The sequence below is a fragment of the Clostridium oceanicum genome (assembly GCF_039521385.1).
GTDB lineage: Bacteria > Bacillota > Clostridia > Clostridiales > Clostridiaceae > Clostridium_F > Clostridium_F oceanicum.
Genome location: NZ_BAAACG010000019.1, coordinates 328,343 through 343,281 on the forward strand (window position 1 = coordinate 328,343; position 14,939 = coordinate 343,281).

The 14,939-nt window shown below is 25.4% G+C and carries 14 protein-coding genes, 3 riboswitches and 1 other annotated feature; of the genes, 1 reads left to right on the forward strand and 13 read right to left on the reverse strand.

The window, feature by feature from the left end; genetic code table 11:
- Positions 1 to 9 precede the first annotated feature (9 nt).
- Positions 10 to 110, reverse strand: a riboswitch (purine riboswitch).
- Positions 111 to 446: 336 nt separating this feature from the next.
- The 4 genes from ABDZ71_RS17975 to ABDZ71_RS17990 all read right to left on the reverse strand — a co-directional run bounded on the left by ABDZ71_RS17975 (position 447) and on the right by ABDZ71_RS17990 (position 5,827).
- The gene (locus ABDZ71_RS17975; protein WP_343763941.1) at positions 447 to 1,850 is read right to left on the reverse strand and encodes an alanine/glycine:cation symporter family protein; all 1,404 of its coding nucleotides are present in this window, start codon (positions 1,848 to 1,850) and stop codon (positions 447 to 449) included.
- Between the two features lie 108 nt (positions 1,851 to 1,958).
- Positions 1,959 to 2,180, reverse strand: a riboswitch (glycine riboswitch).
- A gap of 404 nt (positions 2,181 to 2,584) precedes the next feature.
- Positions 2,585 to 3,646 carry a tRNA 2-thiouridine(34) synthase MnmA gene (gene mnmA, locus ABDZ71_RS17980; RefSeq protein WP_343763943.1) on the reverse strand — a complete coding sequence of 354 codons (1,062 nt, stop codon included), beginning with the start codon at positions 3,644 to 3,646 and terminating at the stop codon, positions 2,585 to 2,587.
- A 52-nt stretch (positions 3,647 to 3,698) separates the two neighbouring features.
- Entirely contained in the window at positions 3,699 to 5,330 is a 1,632-nt protein-coding gene (locus ABDZ71_RS17985; protein WP_343763945.1) for a M20/M25/M40 family metallo-hydrolase, read from the reverse strand.
- Positions 5,331 to 5,332: 2 nt separating this feature from the next.
- Positions 5,333 to 5,827 (reverse strand): GAF domain-containing protein, encoded by a 495-nt coding sequence (locus tag ABDZ71_RS17990; protein WP_343763947.1) that lies wholly within the window; start codon positions 5,825 to 5,827, stop codon positions 5,333 to 5,335.
- Positions 5,828 to 6,021: 194 nt separating this feature from the next.
- On the opposite strand from ABDZ71_RS17990, the gene ABDZ71_RS17995 reads away from it, so the two are divergent.
- A complete protein-coding gene (locus ABDZ71_RS17995) occupies positions 6,022 to 7,326 on the forward strand; it encodes a hemolysin family protein (RefSeq protein ID WP_343763949.1) in 1,305 nt (434 codons plus the stop codon).
- Between the two features lie 199 nt (positions 7,327 to 7,525).
- Here ABDZ71_RS17995 and ABDZ71_RS18000 read toward each other — a convergent pair whose 3' ends face one another.
- The 9 genes from ABDZ71_RS18000 to ABDZ71_RS18040 all read right to left on the reverse strand — a co-directional run bounded on the left by ABDZ71_RS18000 (position 7,526) and on the right by ABDZ71_RS18040 (position 14,450).
- Entirely contained in the window at positions 7,526 to 7,816 is a 291-nt protein-coding gene (locus tag ABDZ71_RS18000; protein WP_343763951.1) for an MTH1187 family thiamine-binding protein, read from the reverse strand.
- A gap of 218 nt (positions 7,817 to 8,034) precedes the next feature.
- A complete protein-coding gene (gene thiC / locus ABDZ71_RS18005) occupies positions 8,035 to 9,348 on the reverse strand; it encodes a phosphomethylpyrimidine synthase ThiC (RefSeq protein WP_343763952.1) in 1,314 nt (437 codons plus the stop codon).
- A 59-nt stretch (positions 9,349 to 9,407) separates the two neighbouring features.
- The gene (purF, locus tag ABDZ71_RS18010; protein ID WP_343763954.1) at positions 9,408 to 10,787 is read right to left on the reverse strand and encodes an amidophosphoribosyltransferase; all 1,380 of its coding nucleotides are present in this window, start codon (positions 10,785 to 10,787) and stop codon (positions 9,408 to 9,410) included.
- Positions 10,788 to 10,864: 77 nt separating this feature from the next.
- A riboswitch (TPP riboswitch) is annotated at positions 10,865 to 10,966 on the reverse strand.
- Between the two features lie 148 nt (positions 10,967 to 11,114).
- A complete protein-coding gene (locus ABDZ71_RS18015) occupies positions 11,115 to 11,396 on the reverse strand; it encodes a DUF503 domain-containing protein (RefSeq protein WP_343763956.1) in 282 nt (93 codons plus the stop codon).
- Positions 11,397 to 11,493: 97 nt separating this feature from the next.
- Complete coding sequence (locus tag ABDZ71_RS18020; RefSeq protein ID WP_343763958.1) at positions 11,494 to 12,135, reverse strand: ABC-2 transporter permease; 642 nt, start codon at positions 12,133 to 12,135, stop codon at positions 11,494 to 11,496.
- 16 nt (positions 12,136 to 12,151) lie between these two features.
- Positions 12,152 to 12,790 (reverse strand): ABC-2 transporter permease, encoded by a 639-nt coding sequence (locus ABDZ71_RS18025; RefSeq protein WP_343763960.1) that lies wholly within the window; start codon positions 12,788 to 12,790, stop codon positions 12,152 to 12,154.
- Positions 12,784 to 13,653: an ABC transporter ATP-binding protein gene (locus tag ABDZ71_RS18030; RefSeq protein WP_343763962.1), complete on the reverse strand. Its 870-nt coding sequence runs from the start codon at positions 13,651 to 13,653 to the stop codon at positions 12,784 to 12,786. Before ABDZ71_RS18030 ends, ABDZ71_RS18025 begins: the two co-directional genes overlap by 7 nt.
- A 28-nt stretch (positions 13,654 to 13,681) precedes the next feature.
- Positions 13,682 to 14,056, reverse strand: a complete 375-nt coding sequence (locus ABDZ71_RS18035; protein ID WP_343763963.1) for a GntR family transcriptional regulator — start codon at positions 14,054 to 14,056, stop codon at positions 13,682 to 13,684.
- Between the two features lie 130 nt (positions 14,057 to 14,186).
- Positions 14,187 to 14,450, reverse strand: a complete 264-nt coding sequence (locus tag ABDZ71_RS18040) for an ATP cone domain-containing protein (RefSeq protein WP_343763965.1) — start codon at positions 14,448 to 14,450, stop codon at positions 14,187 to 14,189.
- A gap of 219 nt (positions 14,451 to 14,669) precedes the next feature.
- Positions 14,670 to 14,929, forward strand: a binding site (T-box leader).
- Positions 14,930 to 14,939: the final 10 nt, after the last annotated feature.

A 14,939-nucleotide genomic window follows, 5' to 3' on the forward strand; every position in this document is an offset into this window, starting at 1 on the left:
CTCTAAACTACTTTTCTTGGATTTACCCATAGCTTAGAAGTTTATGGCTTCTACTAGAAACTCTTAATCCTTATTATTAAGATTATATGGATAAATATATTTTATTAATTTTTCCTACAGCTACATATTAAACTAGTAAGTCTAAAAAGTCAAGACTTTTAGCTGCTTTTCAAAGGTTAATATTCTTACCATGTAGAATATTACCTTTTTTAAAAAAGTTATCATTCGTGTTTATCTCTTTTACTAAAGTAATTATATATATTAATAAAAAACAAATATTTAAATATAAAAAATACTTGTAAACTTGTAAATTCTATTATATATATTTTTATAATATCAATTTAAAAAAGCATATATTATAAAAACAAATAAATACTTTTAATGTTTTTAAAAATATATGCTTTTTAAAAATCTAAATTTACATAAATTAATATACCTTATAAAAATTAGGCAGTTATTTTTTCTTCTTTCTTATCTAAATCATTATCCTTATTAATGTTTTTAAAATATTTTCTAGTTTCATTTACTATAACTCCACTAAGTCCTATAATAGCTATCAAGTTAGGTATAGCCATAAGTCCATTTACTATATCTGCTATTAACCATATAAGTTCTAATTTTAAAGATGGTATAGCACCTGCTGCAATTATTAGTATAAATATAATTTTATATGGTTTTATTCCTTTTACTCCAAATAAATATTCTGTACACCTTTCACCATAATAATTCCAACCTAATATTGTTGTAAAAGCAAATAATATTAATCCTAGTGTTATTATAAAACTTCCTATTTGATTTGGAAAAGGGAGTCCTGTTTGAAATGCTGTATTTGTAACAGCTGCACCTTCTAATCCTTTAGCATTCCAAGTTCCTGTTATAACTAAAACTATCCCTGTTAAAGTACATATAAGTATTGTATCAAAAAATGTTCCTGTCATACATATAAGACCTTGTCTTACACAAGACTTAGTTTTTGCAGCAGCTGCTGCAATAGGTGCACTTCCAAGTCCAGATTCATTAGAAAATACCCCTCTTGAAACACCTGTTTTTATAGCTAGCATAACTGTAGCTCCTAAAAATCCTCCTCCTGCAGCTGTAGGAGTAAATGCTGATTTTATTATTAAACTCACAGCTTGTGGTAATTTATCTATATTAGTTATTATTATAGTTAATGCTCCTAATACATATAATGTAGCCATAAAAGGCACTAATTTTTCTGCAACTTTTGATATGCTTTTTATTCCTCTTAAGGTTACTAAAGTTACTAAAACAGTTATAATTGCTACTGTTATTTGTACTGGTACACCAAAAGATATGTTAACAGTACTAGATATTGCATTAACCTGTGTTAAAGTTCCTATACCTAAAAAAGCTACTCCTATTCCAAATATAGCAAACATTTTTGCTAAAAATTTATTATTAAGACCTCTTTCTATATAATACATAGGTCCTCCTGACATTTCACCATTTTCATCTGTAACTCTATATTTTACAGCTAAAAGGCCTTCTGAATATTTTGTAGCCATTCCAAAGAAGGCTGCAACCCACATCCAAAATAGTGCTCCAGGGCCTCCTAGTCTTAGTGCTGTAGCTACACCTACTATATTTCCTGTACCAATAGTTGCTGAAAGTGCAGTACATAAAGCTGCAAAACTAGATACATCTCCATCTGCTTTTAAATCAGAGCTATCCTTAGAAAACACATTTTTTAAAGCCATAGGTAATTTAAAAATTTGTATTGCTTTAAGTTTCAATGTTAAATAAATACCTGTTCCTACTAAAAGTATTAAAAGTGGTGGTCCCCATAAAAAAGAATCGATACTTTGAATTAATTTTGTAATTTGTTGCATTGTTATGTCCTCCCTATATTATAAAAATTTAGGGACAAAAGGAGATTATTTTGCAAATTAAAAAAGTCTTCCAATGTAAAAACATCAGAAGACTAGGGTATCTGCTTTAACCTGTCCCCTGTCCTTTTACCTGAGAGTTTCATCCATATTTTTATCCAATCACCATCTATTGTAAAATTTTAATTTTTAACATAAGAATAGTATACTGTTGGATAAAGGAGTTTTAGATTTTAGATGGTATGAAAATTCCACTTGAAACTAAAAATCCTTTTTATAAAATACGAACTTTCTCCTTCGGTGCTCTTAAAGAGTCTCTCCAGAGGCTCGTCCAGTATCGGTCTTCATCCTAAATAGGAAACCTGAAAGATTAACTTCTTCGGTATATTGTAATATAAAAATTACAATAACTCTCCCAATACCTTCATCCGAACTATATTAAATTATTTAAAACAAATTATAACATTTATTTTATTATTAAGCAATAATTTTATTATTTAATATAATAATTTTTATTTTTTCAAAATTTTCAACATTTTTTATATTAAAATTATTGTATTTATAGTATAATAATTATGTTGTAATCCTTACAACCTATAGTTTTCATTTTTATAAAAAAATTTCCCAACCAATATAGTAAAAAAAGACCTTACTAAGGTCTTTTTTATTTAAATAGTTGTCTTTTTCATATGAAAATAAAGCTATTTGCTACAGCAAAAATCTTTATTTATTTTTTATTAAATAATATTTTCAATAACTCCTCCACCAACTAACATATTGCCATCATAAAATACTACAGATTGACCTTTAGTTATAGCTCTTTGTTTATCTTGAAATTCAACTTTTACTTTATTATCCCCTAAAGGTTCTATATATGCTTTTGAAGTTTTAGAAGAATATCTTATCTTAGCCTCTATTTCCATTCTTTTTTCTAATTTTTCAAATGGAATAAAATTAACATCTTTAGCTATTAAATTTGTATGAAAAATATCTTCTTCATCCCCTATAACAACTCTATTTTTAAAAGGTATTATATCTATTACATAAGCTGGTTTTCCAAGGGCTATACCAAGGCCTTTTCTTTGACCTATAGTATAGTTAATTATTCCTTTATGTTCCCCTAATATATTACCATTTTTGTCGACAAAATCTCCAGGTTTTATTTTGCCTTTATAATTTTCTTTTATAAATGAAGTATGATCATTATTTGGTATAAAACATATGTCTTGACTATCTTTTTTATTATATACATCTAATCCTATTTTTTCTGCTATTTCTCTTATATGAGTTTTTTTATAATCTCCACAAGGCATTAAAATCCTGTCAAGTTGATATTGTTTTAAGTTATAAAGCATATATGTTTGATCCTTTTTATCATCTTCTGCTTTAATTATAACTTTTCTTCCATTTCTTTCTTCTATTTTAGCATAATGACCTGTAGCCATATAATCTGCTCCAAGTTCCTTTCCTTTATTAAAAAATTCCTCATATTTTATATATTTGTTACAAGCTACACAGGGATTAGGAGTCCTACCTTCTAAGTATTCATCTATAAAATAATCTACAACATGTTTTTTAAATTTTTCTTTTAATTCTATAACATGAAAAGGAATTTCTAATTTATCTGCTACTTTTTTTGCATCAGCTACAGCTTGAGGATTACAATAATCACCGTTTTTATCGTTCCATAAACTCATATGTATTCCAATGACATCATACCCTTTTTCTTTTAGTATATAAGCGGCAACAGAACTGTCTACTCCTCCACTCATTCCTAATGCTACTTTCTTCTTAACCATTTAATCACCTTATCCTTAACTTTTGCTTATATTTTATAATATAAATAATACTTTATTTTAATATACTATTCAACGCATAAACATATAAATTAGGTACTATACCCATAGAATAGGGTATATTCAATCTTTCACTATACTTATGAAAATCTTTACCATAGCCTCCAAAAACTATTGAAGGTATATTAAGTTTCTTTAACTCTTTTTCTGGAAACATATAAGTGGAATTTATGCCAACCATATTTTTGCATATGCTATCTATATTAAAATCCTTTGAAAGGCCTGTATAACTTAAGTCACTTATACCCATAAAAAAGTTTTCTTTTTCTATTTCTATATTATACTCATCTCTTGCATAATTTATAATATCCTCTACTTTATCTAATAAATACTTGTCTTCTTTTTTATCACTATTTAAATATTTATGAGGATAATAAGGAACGTTATAAGCAATTATAATCATCGGCTTTTTATTAGGATAGTTTTCATAAGTTTCTTTTATTATATTTATACTAATAGTCTGATTATCTAACTTTTCTTTTTTCCATTTACAAACCATTTTATCTATCTTATTAGAAAAATCTTTATCTAATTTTTCCACTTCTTTATATAGCTTTTCATATGTTAATATACAAGGTTTTATATCTAAATCTTCTATACTTTCTTTACTTATTTTATCTGAATATTTTCCATAATTATCCTTAAATATTTTTATTGTATTTTCAAAAGCATTATTTGCAATTAATTTTAGTTTCTCCATAATTTCTTCTGGCTTCATTTTTAAAGTTAAAAGATTATAGTAAGCATAAGAATATAGAGGTGTTTGTACAGAATATAAATCTTTTAAATCTTCCTGCTTTAAGCATGAAGGTGGTAATGTTATATCTTCACCAAAACTATCAGAAAAATCCATATTATATTCCATAAGCCTATTTACTTCAGATATCATCAAATTAGGATTTAATCCTCCAAAAGAATTTCCTACATGGGTTGCTTTTCCAACACAAAAGAAAGTAGGCATTATTTTTCCAACAGAACCTATGTATATTCTTTTTTTATTTTCCCCTTCATGCTTTGGTGTTGAGCATTCTGACAAAAATAGTGTTTTAAAATTATACCCTTTATCTTTTAATAATGATAAATAAGATACTGCACTTAGCATTCCTTCTGAATTGCTTTCTTCTCCTGGTACTGCTAAAAATAATATATTACCTTTAAAATCTCTCTTCTTTGAAAATTCTCTTAAAAGTTCTATATAAAGTGCTAGTCCATATTTCATATCTGAACTACCTCTTCCAAATATCCAATCTTTTGATTTAAAATCTTTTAAAACATCTTTTTCTAAAGGTAACTTATTTATATTTTCTGTACATTTATCAATATCAAAAGCAATATCTTTTAATTCTCCAAATTCTTGTATATCTACTACATCAAAGTGTCCTGTTAGTATAACTATATCTTTTGATTCTTTTTTTCCTTTTAAAAAAGCTGATACAAAAGTTCTTTTATATATATCATTTTCTATAGGATGAATATTTAAGTTATTTTTATTATTTTTAAAATACTCAATATCACTTAATAGGTCATATATTTTATCTGCTGCTAAATTTTCTTTTGAAGTTCCTGATATGCTAGGAACTTTAGCTAATTCTTTTAAAGTCCTCATAATATGTTTTTCATCTATCATTTTTAAATCCCCCAATTCATGTCACTTATAAGTATGCTTACGAATTTTTTAAAATAAATTTCCTCCTCTTCTTTAAACCTTCCAAATTTCATACTGTCTATATCTAAAACTCCAAGTACTATGTTATCTTTTATTATTGGTATTACTAATTCAGAATTTGTTTGTGAATCACAAGCAATATGACCTTTAAACTTATGTACATCATCTACTCTTTGTATATTTTTAGATACTACTGCAGTTCCACATACACCTTTACCAACTTGTATCCTATTGCAAGCTGGCATCCCTTGAAAAGGACCTAAAACAAGTTCTTCATTTTTTAAAAAATAAACTCCAACCCAATTTATATTGTCTGTCATTGCATTTATTATTGCTACAGCATTACTAAGATTTGATATTAAATCTGTTTCTCCTGAAAGTTGTCCTTTTAAAAATAAAATCATATTTTCATATTTTTGTTTTTGTGTTAAATCTTTAAATCCATTTAAATCAAACATATTTCTAACCTCTCAAACTTTAGATTAAGGTACACTTAAATATTTAATGTATACAGTATTATTATATATTTGTCACAAAATTATTACAATTTCAATTTTACATAAAAGTTAAATTAGAAAAACTTAATATTTTCTAATAATAAAAGGCAATAATGAGCAAAATATAGATATATTTAAAGAGGAGAATTAAAATTATGGATTTGTCAATAAAACTATTTTGGATTTTAATTTTAATAATAATAAACGCTTTTTTCTCTTCTGCGGAAATGGCAATGGTTTCTACTAATAAAAATAAACTACAAACATTATCTGAAAAAGGCAATAATCACGAAAAAAAGAAAGCCCAAAAATTACTTAATATTTTATCTGAACCTAGCAAGTTTCTAGCTACTATACAGGTAGGCATTACTTTTGCTGGTTTCTTAGCTAGTGCTTCAGCAGCTACTAGTTTGTCACAAAGATTAGCTTTATTTTTAGAAAATTTGAATGTTCCTGGAAGCAGCAAAATAGCTTTATTTATAATAACTTTACTAATATCTTTTGTAACTCTTGTTTTAGGAGAATTAGTACCTAAAAGAATAGCTTTAAATAACTCTCAAAAAATAGCTCTTGCTTCTGTTAAACCTATAACTATTTTTTCTAAAATTTCTCTACCCTTTGTTAAAATTCTTACTTTTACAACTAATTTAATAGTTAAACTTTTAGGAATAAGTTCTGAGAAAATAGAAGAAAAAATATCAGAAGAAGAAATAAGGAAAATGATTGAAGTTGGAGAAGAGTATGGAGTATTAAATACTACAGAAAAAGAAATGATAGATGGAATTTTTGAATTTGATAATACCTTAGCTAAAGAAATTATGACTCCTAGAACTAAAGTTTTTTCTGTAGATATAAATATGAGTTCTAAAAAATTTTTAGATACTTTAATACAAGAACAATACTCAAGAATACCTGTATATGAAGATAATATAGATAATATAATAGGCCTGTTTTATATAAAAGATATAATTACTATACTTAAAGAAGGAGACATATCAAAAGAACAAATAAAAAAACTTTTAAGAAAACCTTATTTTGTACCTGAAACTAAAAACATAGATGATTTATTTAGAGAAATGCAATCTAGTAAAAATCATATGTCTATACTAATAGATGAATATGGAGGTTTTTCTGGAATTGTTACTATAGAAGATTTAATTGAAGAAATCATGGGTAATATATGGGACGAATATGATTATGAGGAAAATGAAGATATATTACAAATAGATAAAAATACTTATATGCTAAATGCTTCTATATCTATTGATGATTTAAATGAAAAATTACATTTAGATTTACCTTCTGATAACTATGATACTTTAGCAGGATTTATAATAGATATGACAGGAAATATCCCTAGTGAAAAACAGAAATTTACTATAAATTATAAAAATTTAGTATTTAAAATAGAAAAAGTTTCTAGAAAACGTATTGAAAAAATAAAACTATTAATAAATTAATATAAAAATTTACATCCCTTAAATAAGTAATTACTCTGTTATATAAAATTTTTCAATTAATAATTTACCTAAGTTCATAATTAAGTTATTTTAGAATAATCTGTGAAAGCTTTATAATAATACAATCATTATTATAAAGTAGCACACCCACAGATTATTCTTTTTAAAATAAATACTAATAAAAATAGATATAAAAATTTTATTTCTTATATTTATAAATTTTTTCTTCCATAGTAACACCTTCTGGCTTATAATCTATTTTCACCATTGAAACTACCCTAGGAGCACCAGCTTTTACACATATATTCTGAGCTTCTTTAACAATCTCTAATAACTGATCTAACTCTCCTTCCATAGTAGTCTCCATAGGTCCTACCTCATATTTAACACCAGAAGATTTTATATACTCTATTACTCTATCTACAACCTCATATAAATTTTCTTCTTTTACTGATGGTAATACTTGTAAACTAACATTTACATTTGCCATTTTAAGTCCCCCTTAAATAAGGCACATTTAGATAAATATGTCATTTTTATTAAAATATATTTTTGAATTTCATCTATTATATTACTAATTAAAATTCTAACATAAGTTTATTTTATTATAAAAACAGTAATAGACTATAAATTATATTTCACAGTCTATTACTACTTTTTAAGATATATTTTATCTATATTTATAGATATTAACTATTTAAATATACTTTAGTCATCATCTCTTAATACATTTAGATCTTTTCCACCTATAACTCTATTCATGTTTCTTATGGCACACATTTTACCACACATTGTACACTGTTCTTCACTTGGCGAATTTGATTCTGCTCTATATTTACGAGCTTTTTCTGGGTCTATAGATAACTCAAACATCTTTTCCCAATCTAATTTTTGTCTAGCTACTGCCATATTGTTATCCCATTTTCTTGCTCCTTTTATTCCTTTAGCTAAATCTGCTGCATGAGCTGCTATCTTTGTTGCTATTATTCCTTCTTTCATATCATCTAAATTAGGAAGTCTTAAATGCTCAGCTGGTGTTACATAACATAAAAAGTCTGCTCCATAAGTTGCAGCTATTGCTCCTCCTATTGCTGAAGTTATATGATCATATCCTGGTGCTACATCTGTAACTGTTGGTCCTAGTACATAAAAAGGAGCTCCATGACATAATTTTTTTTCTAATTTCATATTAGTCTCTATCTCATCTAATGTCATATGTCCTGGTCCTTCTATTATTATTTGTACATTTCTCTCCCAAGCTCTTTTTGTAAGTTCTCCTAAAGTTATTAACTCTTTTATCTGGCTTGCATCTGTAGAATCTTTTATACATCCAGGGCGACAAGCATCTCCAAGACTTATAGTTACATCATATTTTTCGCATATATCTAAAAGATCATCAAATCTTTCATAAAATGGATTTTCTTTATTATTTAATTGCATCCAAGCAAATAATAAAGCTCCTCCTCTTGAAACAATATTTGTAGTTCTTCTATTTCTTTTAAATGTATCTGCTGTCTCTTTATTTATACCTGCATGGATAGTCATAAAATCTACACCATCTTTTGCATGCTTTTCAACTACTTTTAAAAACTCATCAGAAGTTATATCTTTTAACTCTTTATCATAAAAACCTACTGCATCATAAACTGGTACTGTTCCTATCATTGCTTTTGATATATCAACAACTTTTTTTCTAAATTCTTGTGTTTTTCCAAAACAGCTTAAATCCATTATAGCTTCTGCTTTCATTTCTACTGCTTTTTTTACTTTCTTAAGTTCCATATCTATATCATTACAGTCCTTTGATATACCTAAGTTAACATTTATTTTAGTTTTAAGACCTTGTCCAACTCCTTCTGCATCTAAAGATTTATGATTCTTATTTGCAGGTATTGCAACTTTTCCTTGTGAAACTAATTTCATAAGTTCATTTACGTCCATATTTTCCTTTTTAGCTACTGTTTCAATTTCTTTAGTAATTATGCCTTTTCTTGCAGCATCCATTTGAGTTGTATAATTCATTTTATTACACCCTTTCTTTTATAAATCACCAATATAGGTAACCTTTTTATTTTAAAAAATTATTTATCACCATAATATCCATTAAAACACCCTGTACACATTGGAATATTTAATCTCAAGCATTTACTCATAGCTTTTAAACTTAAAAATCCTAAACTATCTGCTCCAATAAACTCTTTCATTTTTTCCAAGCTTTTGTTAAATGATAATAATTCTTTTGAAGTTTTTATATCTATTCCTAAATTACAATTAGATTTAACTATAGGAGATGCTACTCTAAAGTGTACTTCTAAAGCTCCTGCTACTCTTAATTTTTCTACTATTCTTTTGCTACTAGTACCTCTTACAATAGAATCATCAACAATAATTACTCTTTTATTTTTAACACACTCTTTTATTACACTAAGCTTAAAATTTATATTTTTATTTCTTTTCTCTTTATTAGATTTAATAAAATTTCTTCCTGCATAAGGATTTTTTATAATTCCTATTTCATAAGGAATTTTAGAAGCTTTTGAAAATCCTATAGCTGCAAGAAGTCCTGAACTTGGCATTCCAATTACTATGTCACCATTAGCTGGACATTCTTTATACAAAAGCTTTCCACTATTTATTCTAAAATCATAAACACTATTTTTGTCTATAATACTATCTTCTTTTGAAAAATATATATATTCTAATGCACAAGTATGTGGGGTTTTATATTTAAATTTATTTATAGAATTTATTCCACTATTATCTATACATACTATTTCTCCTGGATTAACATCTCTAAGAACTTGTCCATCTAAAGAATCTAAAACACAACTTTCTGAAGTTAAAACATAATCTTCTCCTATTTTCCCAATACAAAGAGGTCTTATTCCCTTAATGTCTCTAAAACCTATAAGTTTTTCTTTAGTTAAAACTACTACTGAAAAAGCACCTTTTAACATATTTAAAATTTTTAATACTGCCTCTATTAAAGTTTTTCCTTTTTTTATTTCATATATTAAAAACTTCAATATTATTTCAGAATCAGAGGTTGTATTAAATTTAATACCTTTAGTTTTTAATTTATCTTTTATGCAATTTACATTTATTAAATTACCATTGTGGGCTATTGCTATATCAAGCCCATCATTTTTTCCATCCATAGGTTGAAGATTTTTTAAAGAATTATCTCCATATGTAGAATATCTAACATGTCCGATTCCTGAAGTATATTCAGTTGACCCTATAAATTCTTTATTAAATAAATTTGAAACTTCTCCTAAATTTTTTTCAGTTTCTATTCCCTTTTCAGTAATAACCGATACCCCTGCTCCATCTTCACCTCTATGTTGAAGTGACATTAATGCTGGATAAAAAATATCTCTTAAGTTACTATATTTGTTTTTCCATATTCCAAATATCCCACATTCTTCTTTAAATTTGTCATTTTCATAGTCAATTAACATACCATGCCCCTTTTATATAAATAAAATAGAGCTTACCTAAAAGGTAAGCTCTTAACAATCATCATATATGACATTTAATATCATGGTCGTATGCTCCCTACGGCAATTTTAATTACATCAGGTTCAAAGGGTCGGAAATTTTTCCTCTCAGCTTTTAACTAGCACCCCTGCACTAAGGCATATTCATATAAATATTCCTATGCCTAAACTATTTAATTTTCTAACTAAAGTATAGACCTTTTTTATTCATCTGTAAAGGTTTATACATAATTTTTTCATATTTTATCCTTTATACTATAATCTATTATTTAGAATCTATATAAATAATTATATTATTTCAGTTTCAACATTTAAGACTAATGCTTCTGTGTTTCCTTCTATATAATTCATTACATTTTGTATAATAGAATCAGCTTGTTTAGTAGTATTACTAACACAAACTACACCTATAACAATGGACTGATGTAAATCCTGATCTTCAACTTCTGCTACTGAAACATTAAATTTATTTTTCACTTTTGCTATAATACTTTTAACTATCATTCTTTTCTCTTTTAGAGAGTGAACCCAATTAGCATGTAAATGAATTTTTCCTGATCCTATAATCATTTTGAGTCCTCCTTAATTTATATATTAACTTTTTATAGCTTTTAAAATATTATTCCCTCTTTAATGAAAAATTACTTATAATCTAATATTAGCTATGTTAATAACAATCTTTAATTCTGTATAAATTTATAGATATTTTTATAGATACAATAAAAAAAACAATACTAATTATAAAAAATAGAAGCCAATTATTATTGAAAAAATTTTCTATAATAACTCTCCTATCTATATATATATTAGGAGAAATACCTATTATAATATATGAAATTTGAGTAATAGCTCTACATTTATTTGTATTAAGTTTAAAACATATAGGATAATATACCGCCATTAAAATCATACATATAGAAAAACAAATTGCAATATATCTAAAATTAATCAATCCTCCTAGTATACTTATATTTTCCACATTAAATAAAAATTTCAAAGCTACACATAGGATTATATTTAGTATATATGTAATCAAAACAACTATAAGAACTTGTATATATTTTGATATAACTACCTCATCTTTATTTATAGGTAAACTTCTTATAATAAAATTTCCTTTATATCTAAAATCTATAAAATTACAAAAAAATATGTACATTATGCTGGTATATCCTACTACATAAATATATACTCTATATTTATTAGGATTTAACAAAATAACACTTCCAGTTATAGCCATACCGATACCTAAACAAATTATAATATATATTTTAGATATTATAAAATCTTTTTTAAGTAAATTAAACATAGAATTTTTATCCTCCTTAATCTATATCTTTATTTTCATATATTTTAATAGATATTAAAATAGATAATAAAAAGATAGATATTACTGCAAAAAATAATATGAAATATACAGACTTTTCTAAAGAAAATCTATATATCAAATAAGTTTTTAAATTAGCTTTTACAACATCTATAAACATAAAATAAGAGAAAAAAATTATAAATCTAATAATTCTATTTTTAAACTTTATATATATAGGAATTTCAATAGAATAAAAAAATAAAATTATCATCAGTAAATCCAAAATAAAATATAAGCTTAATCCCTTACTAAATTTAGCATAAGTAAATAAATTAGTTGTATAAAATAAAATATATGTAATGATACCATATATTGCTGTATGTATTATCACAGATATATATTTTGAAATAACAATTTCTTTTTTTGTAACTGGTAAAGAATTGAATATATAATCATCCTTTACTTTCTCTCCATAATAAAAATCATATGTTAAGGGCATAAAAATACTTGCTGTTAAATTAATATAATAGATATTAGAAAAATCTGTTTTATTCCCTTTAAAAACTGTGAATATTAATAATACTAAAAAATACCCTACTATTGGTTTCATATAATATTTAGTAATAATCATGTCTTTCTTTATTAAACTTAACACTTTCTTTTCATCTCCTTAGAGGTATAAAACATTATATCTTCTAAAGTAGCCTTTTCTAAAATAACTTCTTCTCCTAGTTTATATCTTATATTTTCCACATCTGAAGTTAGGCCCTCAAATCCATAAGAATTTTTATTTATTCCTATAATAGATTTTGTCATAGGATTCTTTAATAACTCAATTCCACCTTTTACTACTCCATAATTTTCTAATATTTCATCTTTAGATTTAGAAAAAATAATACTCCCTTTATCTAAAAAAGTTATATAATCTGCTATTTTTTCTAAATCTGTAGTTATATGCGTAGAAAAAAACACACTCTTATTCTCATCTTGAATTAAATCTTGTAATATCTCTAATATTTCCCTTCTAAAAACAGGATCTAATCCTGCTGTAGGCTCATCCATTATTATAAATTCTGCTTTATGTGATAAAGCTAAGGCTAATGAAAATTTTGTTTTCATACCTTTAGAAAGTTTTTTTATCTTTTTTTTAGGATCTAAATCAAAATCTTTCATATATTTTAGAAAAGCTTTATCATCCCAATTTTTATAAAAAGGTGAAATTATTTTTTTCATATTCCTTATACTTAAATCTTCATAATAATGATTAGTATCATATACAAAGCCTATTCTTTCTTTTATTTTTTTTTCATGTTTATGGTTATCTAATCCAAAGATTTTTATGCTTCCAGAATCTTTTTTTATAAGATTCATAATAAGTTTTATGGTAGTGCTTTTCCCCGCTCCATTTTGACCTATAAATCCCATTATATATCCCTTATCTAAACTTAAATTTATATTATCTAAAGAAAAATCTTTATATCTTTTAGTTAAATTTTTAATTTCTAAAATTTTTCCCATCAACTAATCCTCCTCAAATTTTTTGAAACTAATCTTCGTAATAAAGAATCTTTAATGTTTCACATAGTTCTTCATAGGATATATCAAACATTTTGCTTTCATCTACTACCAGCATTAATTTTTCCTCTATTAGTTTCATCTTTTTTTCCTTCAATAGTTCTTTATTTTGAGGAGCTACAAAACTACCCTTTCCCTTAACAGTTTCCAAAAAACCTTCTTTTTCTAGTTCTTCATAGGCTCTTTTAGTGGTTATTACACTTATGTGCAACTCCTTTGCTAATTTTCTTATAGAAGGAAGCACATCCCCTTGATTTAGTTCTCCTTTTATTATTAAAGCCTTCATTTGGCTTGATATTTGCTCATAAATAGGCTGTTGCGATGAATTAGATATCAAAATTTTCATCTATAGCTAGTCTCCTTCAAACATTAATATATAGTGTATAGTTCCTATATATACACTATACACTATATATTAATTTGTCAACTTATAAATATTTATTTTTTAATAAAAAAAACTGACATCTCTCTTTATATTATATAAAATTATTTTCATAATAATTTGCAAGATGACCAAAGCCATAGTTTCTCATTTCATTTACTATAATGTCTTTTATTTCATAGGAATTTATAGTTTCAGGATAATTATTTAAAATGTAATTATTTATAGTTTTAGATATATTCTCTATATCAGAAGAATTCATAGGTCTTTCATCTTCTTCTGATATTCTAGCTATAGATAATTTTATTTTATCTAAATCAAAGTTTTGTAATCTTCCATCTCTTTTTATAACTTTCATAAATATCTCTCCTTAGTAAACTTATTAAATAGTTTTTTAAGGATAAAATCTATTTAATAATCTGATTTATTATTATTGTTCCTATTTTTTTCAAGATTTATGAGCTAATCTACCTATTTACTAAATAGCATTTATGGAATCAAATAAAATTTGGAAAATAAATTTAAAATTTCTATTTACTTAATAAAAATGAAGTGTTATAATTATAAAAAACATATTAAAAATTCTTTGATCAGGAAGAGTAACTAGAAATTTTATATTCTTAGAGAGTTAAGGATGGTGTAATCTTAACAGTATAAATTTTAGTGAATGGCCCTGTGAGAAATAAAGCGAAATCTTTTTAGAAATTAGTATTTATCGGATGCCTACCGTTAAAAAGGATCGGGTATGTTAGTACCTTAAAATAAGTGATGTTTTTATAGTTTTAAGCTATTTAAACATAATTTAGGTGGCACCACGAGTTAATCTTCGTCCTAATATGGATTGAGG

What these genes read in the sequence shown, in the direction of transcription:
- ABDZ71_RS17975 (WP_343763941.1), bottom strand. Translation starts at nt 1,850, where the DNA reads ATGCAACAAATTACAAAATTAATTCAAAGTATCGATTCTTTTTTATGG.
- mnmA (WP_343763943.1), bottom strand. Translation starts at nt 3,646, where the DNA reads ATGGTTAAGAAGAAAGTAGCATTAGGAATGAGTGGAGGAGTAGACAGT.
- ABDZ71_RS17985 (WP_343763945.1), bottom strand. Translation starts at nt 5,330, where the DNA reads ATGATAGATGAAAAACATATTATGAGGACTTTAAAAGAATTAGCTAAA.
- ABDZ71_RS17990 (WP_343763947.1), bottom strand. Translation starts at nt 5,827, where the DNA reads ATGTTTGATTTAAATGGATTTAAAGATTTAACACAAAAACAAAAATAT.
- ABDZ71_RS17995 (WP_343763949.1), top strand. Translation starts at nt 6,022, where the DNA reads ATGGATTTGTCAATAAAACTATTTTGGATTTTAATTTTAATAATAATA.
- ABDZ71_RS18000 (WP_343763951.1), bottom strand. Translation starts at nt 7,816, where the DNA reads ATGGCAAATGTAAATGTTAGTTTACAAGTATTACCATCAGTAAAAGAA.
- thiC (WP_343763952.1), bottom strand. Translation starts at nt 9,348, where the DNA reads ATGAATTATACAACTCAAATGGATGCTGCAAGAAAAGGCATAATTACT.
- purF (WP_343763954.1), bottom strand. Translation starts at nt 10,787, where the DNA reads ATGTTAATTGACTATGAAAATGACAAATTTAAAGAAGAATGTGGGATA.
- ABDZ71_RS18015 (WP_343763956.1), bottom strand. Translation starts at nt 11,396, where the DNA reads ATGATTATAGGATCAGGAAAAATTCATTTACATGCTAATTGGGTTCAC.
- ABDZ71_RS18020 (WP_343763958.1), bottom strand. Translation starts at nt 12,135, where the DNA reads ATGTTTAATTTACTTAAAAAAGATTTTATAATATCTAAAATATATATT.
- ABDZ71_RS18030 (WP_343763962.1), bottom strand. Translation starts at nt 13,653, where the DNA reads ATGGGAAAAATTTTAGAAATTAAAAATTTAACTAAAAGATATAAAGAT.
- ABDZ71_RS18035 (WP_343763963.1), bottom strand. Translation starts at nt 14,056, where the DNA reads ATGAAAATTTTGATATCTAATTCATCGCAACAGCCTATTTATGAGCAA.
- ABDZ71_RS18040 (WP_343763965.1), bottom strand. Translation starts at nt 14,450, where the DNA reads ATGAAAGTTATAAAAAGAGATGGAAGATTACAAAACTTTGATTTAGAT.